Source organism: Bacteroides faecalis (assembly GCF_003865075.1).
GTDB lineage: Bacteria > Bacteroidota > Bacteroidia > Bacteroidales > Bacteroidaceae > Bacteroides > Bacteroides faecalis.
In genome coordinates, this window is the sequence record NZ_BHWB01000005.1 from 161641 (window position 1) to 179010 (window position 17370).

The window sequence follows — 17370 nt, forward strand, 5'->3', positions numbered from 1 at the left end:
AGTAGTTCTTCTACCTTTATCCTACTTGTAATTTTTCATTTTTGGGGTTCACTAATTGGTAGACATCTTCTTTTTCACCTACTACCCATACCACATCACCTTCCTCAAACGGTGCATTTACATCCGGTGCTACCAATGTTCCATCCTCTCGTTCCACCCCCACAATCATACACCGGTATTTATCACGAATTCCAGATTCGCGAATAGTCTTACCTAAAAAAATAGAATCAGTATCAACAATGAACTGTTTCAAACTCATTTCACTCTGCTCATATACTTCCCAGTCAATCTTCGCACCATTTTGCATATCTTCACTAAATTTATTCAGTTGTTCATCTGTTCCAATCACTTGTATCTTATCCAATGGAAACAAACGTTCGGCACCACCGGGAATATTAATTCTCCTTCTCCCTCTAAGGATAGAAGCGACATGTACTCCATATCTTTTCCCCAGATTTAGCTCCATCAAAGTCTTTCCAGCCCAAGGTGATTCTCCAGGAATTTCCAAATCAGCTAAATGTAAATCATGAGACAATAAACGCCCCGCATATTCCGGTTTCTTCTCTCCCAAATACTCTGCACGAACATCCCGAGAACGCAAATTTTGAAAAAAGCGTCGTTCAATCAAAATGGACTGTTTTTTCAGACGCCGAGACCATACCATCAGTAGTACCACCAATACAGCCACACCAATTACCAATCCGATAGAAGCTTTGAATAAACCTGAAATAACAAAAATGACAAATAATGCCGCTATCATCATCCGAATAACAATCGTAGCAACCAATGGTGCACGATTAGCCCGGCTATCATGCCATAGAGTCATAAATTCTACTGAATGATTTTTCTTCACCATAATAGCGCGCAGGAAAGGTGAAATAAAAAGTATAATAAATACCGTACCGAGCAATGAAGCCCAGAATGGAGGCAAGTTCTCCTTAAAAAGCGGAATCACAAAACGGAAAGAGAGTGCAATAACAGATATACTGACTATTGAATAAACAACAGTGATTCGTACTATCGCCAATAATAATTTTTTCCACAGATTATCATGATTCATTGCCGTCTGTGAACCAGTATAACGTAATAACATCTTTCGCCAAGATGCAGGGAGGTGAGCATCCACAAAAGTAGAAGCCGGTTCTGCAAAACGAATCATATAGGGAGTCAGAAAAGTAGTAATAACAGAAACTGCCACTACAATAGGATACAAAAACTCACTCGTCACATGCAAAGAGACTCCCAAAGAAGCAATAATAAAAGCAAACTCACCAATCTGTGTTAAACTAAAACCGCACTGCATGGCTGTCTTCAAAGACTTTCCGGAAAGAATCACTCCGAAAGTTCCAAAGGTAGCCTGTCCTAAAATAACAGCAATCGTTATCACAATAATAGGTACAGCATATTCCACAATCATCGCAGGATTTACCATCATACCAACCGACACGAAGAAAATTGCTCCGAAAAGATCTTTCACCGGTTTTACTAAACGATCTATGGATTCAGCCTCAATCGTTTCAGCCAAAATAGATCCCATAATAAAAGCTCCAAATGCAGCAGAAAATCCTGTATGAGCAGCCATAACCACCATTCCAAAACAAAGTGCCAGCGAAACAATAAGTAGCGTCTCCTCTCCCATCAATTTCCTGCAACGCTTCAGGAACTCGGGGATCAGATAGATACCCACCACAAACCATAAGATAAGAAAGAATAATAATTTACCGATACTTTCCAGCATTTCAGTCCCTTCAAAGTTATGACTCACAGCCATCGTGGAAAGCATAACCATTAATACAATGGCGAGAATATCTTCCAGAATCAGAATACTTAATACAAGCCCGGTAAACTGTTTCTTCCTTAATCCCAGATCATCAAAGGCTTTATAAATAATTGTAGTAGACGACATAGCGATCATACCACCTAAGAAAAGACAGTCCATACGATGCCAGCCAAAACTCATACCGACACCTATCCCTAGTAGAATCATGCAAAAAATAATAGTACATGCAGCAATGATAGCAGAACCTCCAACCTTAACAATCTTCTTAAAGCTAAATTCCAGTCCAAGTGCAAACAATAAAAAGATAACGCCTATATCCGCCCATGTTTTAATATTAGCAGTATCCATCACCGAAGGGGTGTATGGCATATGCGGACTTGCCAGAAACCCAGCTACTACATACCCTAATACCAGAGGTTGCTTTAATTTTTTAAATAGCAAGGTCATGATACCTGCACAGATTAATATCAGTGCCAGATCAGCTATAAGTGTAGGTAATTGAGACATCGATTTATCTTAATTTGCTGACAAAATTAGAATAAATCTATGGTATAAACAACATTTAAGGATATATTTACCATGAATGAATATCAGAAGGTATGATCATATACTTCAAAACATGAATGACGTGAACAACATAGATTTATTAAACTCCTTTAAAGCTAAAAATCCACATCATTCACGTCACCTACAACTAGTTTTTTTATATTAATCGATCCTATTTATTTCCTAAATGGTGGCTTCACCACTTCGGTTTTCAATTTGCGCCCACGCATATTAATATAAATCTCCGTTCCGACTTTACTGTATTCCAGCTTCACATATCCCATTCCAATACCAATCTTACGAGTAGGCGACATCGTTCCGGAAGTAACCACTCCTATCTTCTCCCCTTCCGCATTGACCAACTCATAACCGTGACGGGGAATTCCGCGATCGATCATTTCAAAACCAACCAACTTACGAGTAACCCCTTCCGCTTTCTGTTTCTCCAACATCGGACGATTAATAAAATCTTTACCATCCACAAACTTAGTAATCCATCCTAAGCCTGCTTCTATAGGGGAAGTTGTATCATCCAGATCATTACCATAAAGACAAAATCCCATTTCCAGACGAAGAGTGTCACGTGCACCCAGCCCAACAGGTTTGATACCATATTCCTCTCCTGCTTCAAAAACAGCTTTCCAGATTTTATCTGCTGCTTCCGGATAAAAATAGAGTTCAAAACCTCCTGCACCGGTATAGCCGGTATTTGATATAATCACATTTTCTTCTCCCGCAAACTTACCAACCGTAAATGTATAATAAGGTATAGCAGACAAATCAATATCAGTCAGTTTCTGCAAAGCGAGAATAGCCTTTGGGCCTTGTATAGCGAGCTGCGCCATACAATCCGAAGAATTTTCCAATTCTACTCCTTCCGTATTATGAGAAACGCACCAATTCCAATCCTTCTCAATATTGGCAGCATTAACTACCAATAAATATTTTTCCGGTTCAAAATGATATACTAATAAGTCATCTACAATTCCTCCTTCTTCATTTGGAAAGCACGTATATTGTATTTTTCCCGGAGTAAGAGATGCCACATTATTAGAAGTCACTTTTTGAAGAAAAGACAAAGCATGGGGACCTTTCACCAAGAACTCTCCCATATGGGATACATCAAACACACCGGCAGCATTACAAACAGTCAGATGTTCGTCAATGATACCGGAATATTCGATAGGCATATTATAACCTGCAAACTCGTGCATTTTAGCACCGAGTGCAATATGTTTCTCTGTAAACGGAGTGGTTTTCATCGATATTATTTTAAGAATTAAGTATTAGGTGTTAATGATACTACACTTATTGATCCTTATTTGGAGGCTACCAATTCGGCAATCTTCACAATAACGTTCATCGCCTTCTCCATATTCTGAATAGGAACAAACTCATAACGTCCATGGAAATTCAGTCCTCCTGCAAAGATATTCGGGCAAGGCAAACCTTTGAAAGAGAGTTGCGCACCATCCGTACCACCACGAATTGGTTTCACGTTTGGTTTTACACCAACAGCTTCCATTGCAGCAAAAGCGAGATCGATAATATGCATTACCGGCTCTATCTTCTCGCGCATATTATAGTATTGATCACGCAATTCCAGAGTAGCTGTACCTTCCCCATATTCTACATTGATTTGTGCAACCATACGTTCCATTTCCTTTTTACGGTCCTCAAATTTCTCACGATTATGGTCACGAATAATATAAGTAACAGTTGTTTGCTCCACTTCTCCCAGAATACCAATCAGATGATAAAATCCTTCATAACCAGTAGTCTGTTCCGGAACTTCCTGAGCAGGTAGCAGCGAAATAAATTTATTGGCAACACGAATAGAGTTGATCATTTTATCTTTAGCATATCCCGGATGTACATTACGTCCTTTAAAGATAATCTTAGCTACAGCAGCATTGAAGTTTTCAAACTCAAGTTCTCCCAGTTCACCACCGTCCATCGTATATGCCCATTCACAGCCAAATTTCTCGACATCGAACTTATGAGCTCCTTCACCGATCTCTTCATCCGGATTAAAACCGATACGAATCTTTCCATGTTTGATTTCAGGATGATCTTTCAAATAAACCATTGCTGATACAATTTCTGCAATACCGGCCTTATCGTCAGCTCCCAATAGTGTCTTACCATTGGTTACAATCAAATCTTCCCCTTTATGATCCAGCAGTTCTGGGAATTGTGCAGGAGAAAGAATAATGTTTTCCTCAGCACAAAGGATAATATCCGATCCATCATATTTTTCTACAATACGCGGAGTCACATCCTTGCCTGTCATATCAGGACTGGTATCCATATGAGCAATAAACCCGATAGTCGGAACTTCTTTATCTATATTAGCCGGAAGAGTGGCAAAAAGATAGCCATGCTCATCCAATGTTATATCTTCCAATCCCAAAGATTCCAGTTCAGTTTTCAAATACTCAGCAAAAATCATTTGCTTGGAAGTGCTGGGAGTAAGACCTGTCGATTCATCAGATTGTGTATCGAAGCTTACATACTTAAAAAATCTGTCTACTAAAGTCATGTTATTTAATTACTGGTTATTAATTACAAATTACAAATTGATAGTTTATAGTGCCGTAAAGGTAAAAAAAGAGCCGTAAATTACAAAGCAATTCACGGCTCTTTTTTTATCTATAATATTCCTTAGAAATGGCTGCTACCATCAAAACAATGTGTACAAACTTTGCATTTAGGCAAACCTATCGCTTCGATCAACGTTTCCAGTGTATTGAATTTCAAAGAGGTCAATCCGAAACGTTCTGCAATCACACTGACCATTTTTTCATATTCAGGAGAACCAGTAGTAGCATACTTTTCCAGATTCTTATTCTCGTCTCCCTCTTGCTCCTTGATAATCTGGCGGGTAATCAGTTCAAGCGCATTTTTTGAAGCAGAGAATCCTATAAATGGACAAGCATAAATCAACGGTGGACACGCAATACGCATGTGTACCTCTTTTGCTCCATATTCAAACAGAATCTTTACATTGTCCCGCAACTGCGTTCCACGAACAATTGAATCGTCACAGAACAACAAGCGCTTCCCTTCAAGCATCGCGCGATTAGGAATCAACTTCATCTTTGCAACAAGTGAGCGCAATTCCTGATTACTTGGTGTAAAGCTACGAGGCCATGTCGGCGTATATTTAGCGATAGCACGATGGTAAGGCACACCCTTTCCTTCTGCATATCCCAAAGCCATACCAACGCCCGAATCAGGAATACCACAAGCACAGTCTACTTCCGACTTATCCTTCTGTCCCATCTTCAAACCGCTGGTAAAACGAACTTCTTCGACATTCTTTCCTTCATAACAAGACGTTGGAAAGCCATAATATACCCACAGGAACGAACAAATCTGCATTCCTTCATTCGGCTTGCGAAGTTGCTCGATATGATCGGCATGCATACGTACAATTTCTCCCGGTCCCAAATATCTATCAATCTCATAATCGAGATTTGGAAAACTGCTCGATTCGCTCGTTGCAGCATAAGCTCCTTCTTTCTTACCAATGACAATTGGAGTACGTCCCCAATGGTCGCGGGCAGCGATAATACTTCCATCTTCTGTCAGAAGAAGCATAGAGCATGATCCTTTAATATGTTTAAATACGTTTTCGATTCCTTCGGTGAAAGTTCTACCTTGTATGATAAGAAGTGCAATAAGTTCGGTTTGATTGGTATTGCTCGAACTCAGTTCGGCGAAGTGCATATTTTTACTGAGAAGCTCTTCTTCCAGTTCTTGGATATTAGTTATTTTAGCAACAGTAACAATGGCGAAACGCCCGAGATGAGAATTGATAACGATAGGTTGTGCGTCTGTGTCGCTAATAATGCCGATTCCGGCGTTTCCTTTGAATTTGTCGAGTTCTCCTTCAAATTTGGATCGAAAATAAGTACTTTCCAGATTATGAATAGAACGGATAAAACCTTTCTCTTGACTATAGGTAGCGAGTCCTCCCCGCTTCGTTCCCAAATGTGAATTATAATCTGTGCCGTAGAATAAATCAGTCACACAGCTCGTTTTCGAGACTGTTCCGAAAAAACCTCCCATGTTGTTCTCTTTATTGATAATGTTTTAAAAAAGATGGCGCAAAATTACAAAAAAGAATCCGACCGATAAAAAAAGTCCTTGCCAAAGTTTTAGTTTTCTTTGAGAAATACGTATTATTATCCAATTTTCAGAAGAGAAGCATTGTGAAGGAAACAATAGACATATCTATAAATGGAAACACACAAAAAACATAGATACAGCTACATTAGAATTACAAAAATATTACCTTTGCAAAATCAACCATAAGAATAGAATGAAAGAAATACTCTATATATTTATAGGTGGAGGAATTGGAAGTATACTCCGTTATTTAGGGCAAATAGCCATTAATGAACGGACTTCCGATGTTGGTTTTCCTTTTTCTTGGGGAACATTTTCCGTCAATATCATCGGTTGTTTTTTAATCGGACTTTTCTATTCCTTATCCGAACGCTGGCAATTGTCTATGGAAATCCGGTTATTTCTTACCGTTGGTATTTGTGGTGGTTTCACCACTTTTTCTACTTTCTCCAATGACGGCTTAAGTTTGCTGAAAGGAGAATTTTATGGTACGTTCATTCTATATACATTATTAAGTGTAGGTATAGGATTGGTTGCTGTAATAGCGGGAGGATATCTAGGGAAGCAATTTTAATATAAAACCAACTAATCGTTACCACATGATAAAGAAAAACAGCTCTAAACCTGTTCGAGTTGCACCTCCTATTTTAGAAGATCAACAACACAGCACAATCACTATACGAGAATGGCTCAAGAAAGAAGAAACGATCTCCGATCTTTTATTCAGCAGAAATAAAGAAGAAGAGATTAATGTTTCCCATAAAAGTATCAAGAACTGTACCTTCCAATATCAAATATTCAGCGAATGCCAATTCAATTCCTCGCAATTGACAGATATACGCTTTGAATATTGCGACTTATCCAATATCTCTTTTGCCGAAAGTTCTCTTTATCGGGTGGAGTTCATTTCATGTAAATTATTGGGAACTAATTTATCAGGAACGACTCTCAATCATGTATTATTGCACGACTGTAACGCAAGTTATATCAATCTCGCCATGAGTAAAATGAATCAGGTTCGTTTCACAAACAGCCTTTTCAGGAATGCCACTTTCCATGATTGCCGCTTGACATCAGTAGCTTTTGAAAGTTGTGATTTGGTCGAAGCTGATTTTTCTCATACTCTACTTAGAGGAATCGATTTGCGTACTTCACGCATCAGTGGATTAACCTTAAACATCAGTGACTTAAAAGGAGCGATCATCACCTCTTTGCAAGCCATGGATCTACTTCCATTGTTAGGAGTTATTATCGAAGACTAATCTCACATAAAATTCATTGCATCTCATTCAAACAAAAAGCATTGTCTCTTTGTTATTAATAAGATAGGACTAATGACATTTAGGGAAACTAATCGGAAATAATACCTATTTATAGTGATTTTCCACTTCCCGTCAAGTCCGTATTTTTGCAAAATCTTATTCATAAACAATAGAAACGATGAAAATAGAAAAAATTGTAGCTAGAGAAATTCTCGATTCAAGAGGTAATCCCACAGTAGAAGTTGATGTAGCATTGGAATCCGGCATTATGGGACGTGCATCCGTTCCGTCAGGTGCTTCCACCGGTGAGCATGAAGCGTTGGAACTCCGCGACGGTGATAAAAAGCGTTACGGTGGTAAGGGAGTACAAAAAGCTGTTGAGAATGTTAATAAAATCATCGCTCCGAAACTGATCGGTATGTCTTCTCTCAATCAACGAGGAATTGACTATACAATGCTGGCATTAGACGGAACCAAGACTAAATCCAAACTGGGTGCTAATGCAATTCTGGGCGTTTCGCTTGCTGTAGCAAAAGCTGCTGCTAATTATCTAGATCTTCCTCTTTATCGCTATATAGGTGGAACAAATACTTATGTGATGCCTGTACCGATGATGAATATTATCAATGGCGGTTCACATAGTGACGCACCAATCGCATTTCAGGAATTTATGATCCGTCCGGTAGGGGCTCCTTCTTTTAAAGAAGGCTTAAGAATGGGTGCCGAAGTTTTCCACGCACTAAAAACTGTATTGAAAGACCGCGGATTAACTACCGCCGTTGGTGACGAAGGTGGTTTTGCTCCTGAGTTGGAAGGGACCGAAGATGCTCTGAACTCTATCCTTGCCGCTATCAAAGCTGCAGGATATGAACCAGGTAAAGATGTAATGATCGGTATGGACTGTGCTTCTTCTGAATTCTATCATGATGGAATTTATGACTATACTAAATTTGAAGGTGAGAAAGGTAAGAAACGCACCGCTGATGAACAAATCGATTATTTGGAAGAATTGATTAACAAATATCCGATAGATTCTATTGAAGACGGCATGAGTGAAAACGACTGGGAAGGTTGGAAGAAACTAACAGAACGTATTGGTAACCGTTGCCAATTGGTAGGCGATGATTTATTCGTGACAAATGTTGATTTCCTTGCAAAAGGTATTGAAAAAGGATGTGCCAACTCTATTCTGATTAAAGTAAACCAAATCGGCTCTTTGACAGAAACACTGAATGCTATTGAAATGGCTCACCGTCATGGATACACTACTGTTACTTCTCATCGTTCCGGAGAAACAGAAGATTCTACAATTGCCGATATCGCTGTAGCTACTAATAGTGGACAGATTAAAACAGGTTCACTCAGTCGTTCTGATCGTATGGCTAAATACAATCAGCTACTCCGTATCGAAGAAGAACTTGGTGATCTGGCCGTTTACGGATACAAGAAAATCTAATAATGTTTTTCTCCCTTATGTGTTCCGCATCCTTCCATTCATAAGATGCAGAGAACAAAGGGAGATATTCATATCTAAGAGTTTTTAAACATCTTTTTTATTATCATTTATCACTTTTGTAAGATAAAGATCTAATTATCAATTACAAACTAGTGATAATAAGAAGTGAGAATAAGGTGACAATAGACCAAAGACAATGTTCTATTGTCACTTTTCAATTATTAGAATCAGGGATATACATCTGATTATCAACACAAAACCTTCATTCTCATATTTCAACCTTTTCTTCATGAAAAGTCCTTTTTTCTATCGATAAATACAAAAACTACGCTTTTTGTTTCACAAGAACCTTCTTTTGAATGATTCTAGTACAAAGCTCTAAACTCTCATCTTTAAAAGAAAGAATGTAAATAAGGTATCAAGCGAATAAGCAACTCTAAAAAATGCATATATACTAATGCGATAATCATAGTTTTTAATATGATTCTATTAAAACAGTTGCACATCATAATTAATAACAGGATAAATCGTAATATTTATCTTTCTGAGTCAACACCACTACTTAAACAAAGTAAAATAAATCGATAATGACGAGCAACAGTATCTGTCATTCTGAGCCTGTCGAAGAATCTCCTCTTCTGTAAACATAAAGAAGAGACTCTTCCTCTTTGCAGTCGTCTGACTATACCATCATATTAAAATCAAAAGATATTTTGAACGAAACTAACGACAGAATAGATCATTTCATTTATAACTAATGTGATTCAATACCTATAATCAATTAATTCAGTTCGATTATTAAGACTTTTTAGTTTCATACCTTGAAACAAAGAGTTTCTCCGCGTGAAACTATTGGTTTCATGGGTTGAAACTATTAGTTCCAAAGCATTTGAACTAAACAGCTTCATTATTGATTTAAAATATACCAGTTTAAAAAGCTACAACTCAAAGATTGAATAATCACAAAAAGCGGGAGATCCAAACAAGACAGTTACGTCTTTTAGATTTCCCGCCATCTTTTCCCACCTACAAAGTGAAAAAATAAAAGGATGAGGTTGGTATTACTTTAATAAGAAAAGCATTCAGGAGAATTACCTGAATGCTTTCCTTGTTTGAGCCTCTTGTCGGATTCGAACCAACGACCCCGAGATTACAAATCACGTGCTCTGGCCAACTGAGCTAAAGAGGCGGGGGTGGGTAAGCTTACTATATCGCGCCGCTACAACCAACTACCTTTGCTGCGATCAAGCCCTGGAGGATTCGAAGGGAGCTGGCCGTATAGGACTTACCCGTTTTGCGGTTGCAAAGGTAGATATATTTCTGGATTCTGCAATAGATTTCTAGAACTTTTTTCTTTCAAAATCATTAACCAATTACTTTTCAAGCAATTAAATCTGCAAAAAAAATATTCAATAGATGGTTTTTATTGCTTTATTAACTTTAACAACCATATTTCCTCCATCAACCGATATTATTTGTACCTTTGTGCACTATTTATAAAGAAAGATGACAGATAACAGAAACTATCTACAAAAATACGCCATGCACTTTGGTACATATATGGGAGTCTATTGGATACTGAAATTCATTTTATTCCCATTGGCAATGCATATCCCATTCCTCTCAATTTTATTCATAATCTTAACATTGGCAGTGCCTTTCATTGGTTATTATTATGCGAAAATGTATCGCAATAAAATATGTGGAGGAAGTATTGAGTTTTCACATGCAGTTCTTTTCACTATGTTTATGTATATGTTTGCCTCACTTTTATTAGCTGTGGCATATTACATTTATTTCCAGTTTATCGATCATGGCGCCACTATAAACGCTATCATAGAAGAATTGAGAAAGTTCATAAAGCCAAATGAAAATGAAGAAGCTATAAATGGCATGATAGATTCGCTTAACTCATGGACTCCTATCAATATCACAATGCAACAATTGTCTCTAAATGTGATATGGGGAAGCATTCTGGCTATTCCTACCGGACTTCTGGTAATGAAGAAAGCCAAACCGTAGAAACAACGAGTCGTCTCAATCATGACTTGTAATTAATAATTAGTTATTAATATAAAGATGGATATATCAATAGTAATACCATTGTTTAACGAAGAAGAATCGTTGCCTGAACTTTACGCATGGATTGAACGTGTAATGAAAGCTAATGGATTCTCTTTCGAAGTGATTTTCATTAACGATGGAAGCACTGACCATTCGTGGAAAGTGATAGAAAAGCTCAAAGCCCAATCGGACTGCGTAAAAGGAATCAAGTTCCGCCGCAATTACGGTAAATCTGCGGCGCTTTTTTGCGGATTTGAAGAAGCACAGGGCGATGTAGTCATTACAATGGATGCCGACCTGCAAGACAGTCCGGACGAGATTCCCGAACTTTACCGGATGATTACGAAAGAGGGTTACGATCTGGTATCCGGTTGGAAGCAAAAAAGATATGATCCATTATCGAAAACACTACCAACCAAACTTTTCAATGCTACAGCACGCAAAGTATCCGGAATTAAAAATCTGCATGACTTTAACTGTGGTTTAAAAGCCTATCGCAAAGAGGTAGTGAAGAATATCGAAGTTTATGGCGAAATGCACCGATATATCCCTTATCTGGCTAAAAATGCCGGATTCAAGAAAATAGGTGAGAAAGCGGTACATCATCAAGCCCGCAAATATGGTACTACCAAATTCGGACTAAACCGTTTCGTAAATGGATACCTGGACTTGATTTCTCTCTGGTTCCTTTCTAAATTCGGAATAAAGCCCATGCACTTTTTCGGATTGCTGGGTTCATTGATGTTTCTGGTCGGAATGATTTCTGTTATCATTGTAGGCGTCAGCAAACTATATGCCATGTACAACGGTTTACCTTACCGATTAGTAACTGACTCTCCTTATTTCTATCTGTCGCTGACAGCGATGATTATTGGTACTCAACTATTCCTTGCAGGATTTTTGGGCGAATTAATCTCACGCAATGCACCAGAACGAAATAACTACCAAATAGAAAAGAAAGTTTGACTCACACTCAATAACCGATTATGAAGAATTTAATTCGTATCTTTCTATTATTAATCATCACCGGCAGTACTATCAGTATCTATAGTTCATGTTCGGATGAAAATGATTGCTCGCTGGCAGGACGTCCCATGATGTATTGTACACTATACACAATCGATCCGGACACAAGAGCTATGTTGAATGACACGCTCGATTCATTGACCATCAAAGCATTCGGAACCGATTCTATCATTCTCAACAATGAGAAGAAAGTACATACCTTGATGCTTCCACTGCGCTACACAAATGATTCTACTATATTCATCTTTTATTATGACCTTAAACGTCAGCCAAAAAATGTAGATACATTATACATAGTGCAACAAAACACTCCGTATTTCCAGTCTATGGAATGTGGCTACATGATGAAACAGAACATTTTGAGTGTTAAATTCGGCAAACCGGGAAGACCGTCTCAGCCAGATCGGATAGATTCTCTCTATTTACGAAATAAAGAAGCCAATACAAATGAAATTCAGAACTTGCAGATATTCTATAAGTACCGTGACCGTACACCTGCGATTGATTAGCCTGCTTCTGCTCTTTTGTATCGGACTCCCGGCAGCAGCACAACAACCCAGCCAGAAGGCGACGCCTCAGAAAAGTCAGAAGCAACAGAAAAAAGAGGAAGCTGCGAAAGTCGATACCATTCCGTTATACAACGGAACATATATTGGTGTGGACTTATACGGTATTGGCAGTAAAGTTTTAGGAGGTGACTTCTTGAGTTCCGAAATCAGTGTCGGAGTTAATCTTAAAAACAGATTCATCCCAACCATCGAATTCGGTATGGGTGGAACAGATACTTGGAACGAAACAGGAATACATTATAAAAGTAAAATGGCTCCCTTCTTCCGGATTGGTGTAGACTATAACACAATGGCAAAAAAGAAGGAAAAAAACAGCTATTTGTATGCCGGCCTGCGCTATGCATTCAGTTCCTTTAAATATGATGTATCCACTCTGCCTGTTCACGATCCGATCTGGGGAGACAATATCAATAATCCAAGTCTGGAAGATGACTATTGGGGCGGAAGTGTTCCTTTTAACCATCCGGGTATGAAGGCTTCTGTCCAGTGGATCGAGATTGTATTAGGTGTAAAAGTACGTATTTACAAGAATTTCAACATGGGCTGGTCGGTACGCATGAAGTATAAGACAAGCGCATCTACGGGAGAATTCGGCAATCCTTGGTATGTGCCGGGCTACGGAAAGTTCAAATCAAATAATATGGGAATCACTTATTCCCTCATTTACAAACTACCTCTTTAAAAAACAATGACAGGACTAGAGATTTGGCTGCTTGCAATAGGTTTGGCGATGGATTGTTTCGCTGTTTCGATTGCAAGCGGTATTATTTTGAAACGTATTCAATGGCGACCAATGTTAGTGATGGCATTTGCTTTCGGCTTCTTTCAGGCTATCATGCCTTTTATTGGCTGGATGTGTGCCAATACTTTCAGCCATTTGATAGAAAGTGTAGATCACTGGATAGCTTTTGCCATTCTGGCTTTTCTTGGGGGACGAATGGTTTACGAATCTTTTAAAGAAGAAGGATGCAGACAGGAATTTAATCCGGCAAGTCCGAAAGTGGTGCTTACGATGGCCATAGCAACAAGCATTGATGCATTGGCAATTGGTGTTTCTTTTGCTTTTTTGGGAATACGAGATTATAGAGATATCCTCTCTCCCATCCTCATTATCGGATTGGTATCATTCATCATGTCTCTTGCCGGACTTATTTTCGGTATCCGATGCGGGTGCGGTTGCGCACGAAAATTGAAAGCCGAACGATGGGGTGGAATTATTCTTATTATTATCGGAATTAAAATATTGATCGAACATCTGTTCCTTCAATAAAATCTACTTTAAATAGAACAACGTATGAAAACAAAGAAAAGTTTCATTTGGCTGGCCTTCCTGATTTTAGCTACAATCTGGATCTTGGTCAGACGCAATCAACAGAATGACTATAACAGCATTACCGGTTTGGTATTCGGCACAGTATATAACATTACCTATCAATATAAAGGTGATTTAAAACCGGAAATCGAAGCTGAGTTAAAACGTTTCGACTTTTCTTTATCGCCATTCAATGATAGTTCAGTAATCAGTCGAGTCAATCGCAATGAAGAACTGGTAACAGATACTTTCTTCCAAAAATGTTTTAACCGTTCCATGGAGATTTCCCGCGAGACAAAAGGTGCTTTTGATATTACAGTAGCTCCGCTTGCAAATGCCTGGGGATTCGGTTTCAAGAAGGGAACATTTCCCGATTCATTAATGATAGACAGTTTATTACAAATAACTAGTTATGATAAGGTGAAATTGGTAGATGGTAAAGTAATCAAAGACGACCCTCGCATGATGTTGAGTTGTAGTGCTGTAGCTAAAGGATATTCGGTAGATGTGATAGCGCATTTTCTGGATAGTAAAGGTATCAAGAATTACATTGTCGATATAGGTGGCGAAGTGGTGGTAAAAGGAAAGAATGCTCAAGGCGGTTTATGGCGTATCGGAATTAATAAACCTATTGACGATTCTCTATCCAGACAAAAAGACTTGCAAACCATACTTGAAATTACGAATGCCGGTCTGGCAACTTCAGGTAACTATCGTAATTATTATTACAAGGATGGCAAGAAATATGCACATACGATTGATCCCAGAACAGGATATCCTGTGCAACACAGTATTTTATCTTCTACGGTGATAGCTAAAGACTGTATGACTGCTGATGCACTCGCTACCGCTTTTATGGTAATGGGATTGGAAGAAGCGGAGAAATTTTGCAAAGCGGATCCCAACATTGATGCTTACTTTATTTATAGTGGAAAAGATGGAAAGTTTGAAACCTACTTCACAGAAGGGATGAAGAAGTACATAAAAGAAATCAAATAAAAAAGAGAAAATAAAGAATAAAACAAAAGTTCTGTTTCATGTACACAGAGCCTTTGTTTTTGTCCAAACGGACGCTCTGTTTCGATCAAACAGAGCGTCCGTTTAAAAGGTATCAAAAAAACTATTTCATGAATACGAAATACACAGCTGCAATCAAACAGACGAATGCAGCAAAATGATTCCAATGCAACGCCTCGCCTTTAAAAAGGACAGTAGTAAATATAGTAAAAATAATAAGAGTTATCACTTCCTGAATCACTTTCAACTGCATTAAAGTAAACGGACCTCCATTACCGATAAAGCCAATTCGATTTGCCGGAATTTGACAAGAGTACTCACTTAACTAAATAGACTTGCCCAAGTGAAATTTTACACCTATATTTACTTCATAATCAACATATTACATTATGATAAAAATTATAGGATACGCACGAGTTTCTACTACAAAACAAGACTTATCTCGACAAAAGCTAAAGATTAAGGAGTTCTGTGAGAACAACAATTATGAGTTAATTGAAATTATTGAGGACTTTGGAATATCTGGTGTGGTTGCAGACAGAAAAGGTTATATCGAATTACAAAGTAAAACCTACAAAGATGCAGACATGATAGTAATCTCTGAGTTATCACGTTTGAGCAGGCAAGAAGATGTAACAGAGACAGTTTACAACATTCAACAGATTATTAATAAAGGATTATCTGTAATACTCTTAGATAGTCCCAGTAAAATTTATGAAGCTAATAAACTTTTAGACATTACAGAAATACTTATCCTCACTATCAAAGCATGGGCAGCAGCACAAGAAAGATTGGATATTAAAAAGAAGAACCAAGATGGGAAGCAAGCTCTCTTCCAAGCTTATCCTTATGCAGTTGTAGACCAAAAAATACCTTATGGATATAAAGCAGTTCCTAACCCCAATGGGAAACGTCCTAAATATATTTTAGAAGAAGTACCAGAAGAAGTAGAGAATATAAAAAGACTCTTCGCTTTAGTAAACTCTGGTAAGACACTGGGAGCAGTAGCCAGATATTTCAATGAAAGGAATATTACTTTTAGAGGATATTACAGCACTGTTGCCATTCTAAGCAACTATATCCATAGTGATATTTATAGAGGAATCAGAAGAAGAACACAGAGATTAGGTAGAGAAGAACCTTATACCATCGAGGTTAGAATAAAACCTATTATCAGTGAAGAGGATTTTATGAAAGCACAAGAACTGATTAAAAACAACTATAAAAATACTCCAACTGGAAAAGTCAATCATAATCCATTAAAAGGAATCATCAGATGTAGATGTGGGAGAGCCATGACTGTAAAAGACAAAAAGCCAGCAGCAGGAATTTCAAAACTAACATATAGATGTAGCTGTGTTGATAGGAAATCTCATCCAGACTTCTGTAAATATAATATTGATGAAGTTTCTTACGACCTTACGAATGAAATATTATATAGTCTTTTCAAATCTATGCACACAGCAGAATATATCAACTTCTTTAGGAACCAAACAGACAATAGAGTTACAGAGCTACAAGAGGAAATAGCTGGAATTGAGAAACGTTTATCTACCCTATATCTTGATAAAGAGAACTTATCTAATGAAAGTCAAGAAAATGCCAACAAGTTTCTACTAACCACCAATCCTACCCTTTTAAACATTATCCAAGAGAAACAGAACCAGTTAGATGAGAAGATAAAATCTATTGATAAAGAAATTATAAGATATAAAAAATCACAAAGTAAAAAGATAGCAGACATCGAAAGGATTAAAGATAATAATGGTAAAGAGAAGCTTCAAAACCTCAGCATCGAAGAACAAGGAGAACTATATCATAAATATTTGGAGAGAGTGAATTATATTCCTGTCACTACTATGCAGGGATATTATATTGTACAGTTCCTTAATGGAATTAAATTCTATATAGCTATTACGAAAGTCAGAAGCATTGCAATGGCTTCTCTCCTATTAGACAACTGGACGATTGATGAAAAAGGAATTATAACAGCGAACTATGATACTTTAAAGTCCTGTGATATGAAGAACTTTAGCATAGAAATGATTAGGAAAACAAAGACTATGACTTTACAAGAATATCTTAAATCAGACCTTGCAAAAGAAAGAGCCTTGCATCTTGACCTTAGTTATAGAGAAAGATATTTAGAAGAACTACATAAAGCAGGGTTGGATGGTAGGCTCAGACCATTAAAAAAGGAATAA

The 17370-nt window shown here is 37.8% G+C and carries 14 protein-coding genes, 1 tRNA gene and 1 pseudogene; 10 read left to right on the forward strand and 6 right to left on the reverse strand.

Annotated features, from left to right (window positions below; translation table 11 throughout):
* Nucleotides 1-16: 16 nt before the first annotated feature.
* The 4 genes from EJF25_RS10710 to EJF25_RS10725 form a co-directional block, all read right to left on the reverse strand.
* Nucleotides 17-2287: a monovalent cation:proton antiporter family protein gene (locus EJF25_RS10710; RefSeq protein ID WP_125041126.1), complete on the reverse strand. Its 2271-nt coding sequence runs from the start codon at nucleotides 2285-2287 to the stop codon at nucleotides 17-19.
* A gap of 215 nt (nucleotides 2288-2502) precedes the next feature.
* Entirely contained in the window at nucleotides 2503-3588 is a 1086-nt protein-coding gene (gene gcvT / locus EJF25_RS10715; RefSeq protein WP_125041127.1) for a glycine cleavage system aminomethyltransferase GcvT, read from the reverse strand.
* Nucleotides 3589-3644: 56 nt separating this feature from the next.
* Nucleotides 3645-4868 carry a peptidase T gene (gene pepT / locus EJF25_RS10720; RefSeq protein WP_125041128.1) on the reverse strand — a complete coding sequence of 408 codons (1224 nt, stop codon included), beginning with the start codon at nucleotides 4866-4868 and terminating at the stop codon, nucleotides 3645-3647.
* Between the two features lie 122 nt (nucleotides 4869-4990).
* A complete protein-coding gene (locus tag EJF25_RS10725; protein WP_125041129.1) occupies nucleotides 4991-6400 on the reverse strand; it encodes an amidophosphoribosyltransferase in 1410 nt (469 codons plus the stop codon).
* A gap of 253 nt (nucleotides 6401-6653) precedes the next feature.
* Here EJF25_RS10725 and crcB point away from each other — a divergent pair, with 253 nt between their 5' ends.
* The 3 genes from crcB (at nucleotide 6654) to eno (ending at nucleotide 9178) form a co-directional block, all read left to right on the forward strand.
* Nucleotides 6654-7034, forward strand: a complete 381-nt coding sequence (crcB, locus tag EJF25_RS10730) for a fluoride efflux transporter CrcB (RefSeq protein ID WP_125041130.1) — start codon at nucleotides 6654-6656, stop codon at nucleotides 7032-7034.
* 25 nt (nucleotides 7035-7059) lie between these two features.
* Nucleotides 7060-7722: a pentapeptide repeat-containing protein gene (locus EJF25_RS10735; protein ID WP_125041131.1), complete on the forward strand. Its 663-nt coding sequence runs from the start codon at nucleotides 7060-7062 to the stop codon at nucleotides 7720-7722.
* Between the two features lie 178 nt (nucleotides 7723-7900).
* Nucleotides 7901-9178, forward strand: coding sequence for a phosphopyruvate hydratase (gene eno / locus EJF25_RS10740; protein ID WP_125041132.1), 1278 nt, complete (start codon nucleotides 7901-7903; stop codon nucleotides 9176-9178).
* A gap of 1115 nt (nucleotides 9179-10293) precedes the next feature.
* On the opposite strand, the gene EJF25_RS10745 is transcribed toward eno, so the two are convergent.
* Nucleotides 10294-10367 (reverse strand) — tRNA-Thr (locus tag EJF25_RS10745).
* A gap of 317 nt (nucleotides 10368-10684) precedes the next feature.
* On the opposite strand from EJF25_RS10745, the gene EJF25_RS10755 reads away from it, so the two are divergent.
* From EJF25_RS10755 to EJF25_RS10780, 6 genes are read left to right on the forward strand one after another with little or no spacing between them, the layout of a single operon-like run.
* Nucleotides 10685-11200: a DUF4199 domain-containing protein gene (locus EJF25_RS10755; protein ID WP_125041134.1), complete on the forward strand. Its 516-nt coding sequence runs from the start codon at nucleotides 10685-10687 to the stop codon at nucleotides 11198-11200.
* Between the two features lie 57 nt (nucleotides 11201-11257).
* Complete coding sequence (locus EJF25_RS10760) at nucleotides 11258-12208, forward strand: glycosyltransferase family 2 protein (protein WP_125041135.1); 951 nt, start codon at nucleotides 11258-11260, stop codon at nucleotides 12206-12208.
* A 20-nt stretch (nucleotides 12209-12228) separates the two neighbouring features.
* On the forward strand, nucleotides 12229-12777 hold the full coding sequence (locus EJF25_RS10765) for a DUF6452 family protein (protein WP_125041136.1): 549 nt from the start codon (nucleotides 12229-12231) through the stop codon (nucleotides 12775-12777).
* The gene (locus EJF25_RS10770; protein ID WP_200832899.1) at nucleotides 12716-13519 is read left to right on the forward strand and encodes a DUF6048 family protein; all 804 of its coding nucleotides are present in this window, start codon (nucleotides 12716-12718) and stop codon (nucleotides 13517-13519) included. The genes EJF25_RS10765 and EJF25_RS10770 overlap by 62 nt, the downstream gene beginning before the upstream one ends.
* 6 nt (nucleotides 13520-13525) lie before the next feature.
* On the forward strand, nucleotides 13526-14107 hold the full coding sequence (locus EJF25_RS10775) for a manganese efflux pump MntP (protein ID WP_125041137.1): 582 nt from the start codon (nucleotides 13526-13528) through the stop codon (nucleotides 14105-14107).
* Nucleotides 14108-14131: 24 nt separating this feature from the next.
* On the forward strand, nucleotides 14132-15148 hold the full coding sequence (locus EJF25_RS10780; protein ID WP_125041138.1) for an FAD:protein FMN transferase: 1017 nt from the start codon (nucleotides 14132-14134) through the stop codon (nucleotides 15146-15148).
* A 121-nt stretch (nucleotides 15149-15269) separates the two neighbouring features.
* Here EJF25_RS10780 and EJF25_RS10785 read toward each other — a convergent pair.
* A pseudogene (locus tag EJF25_RS10785) lies at nucleotides 15270-15485 on the reverse strand (DMT family protein); the annotation flags it as partial.
* A gap of 70 nt (nucleotides 15486-15555) precedes the next feature.
* Between EJF25_RS10785 and EJF25_RS10790 the strand changes: the two are divergent.
* A complete protein-coding gene (locus tag EJF25_RS10790; RefSeq protein WP_125041139.1) occupies nucleotides 15556-17370 on the forward strand; it encodes a recombinase family protein in 1815 nt (604 codons plus the stop codon).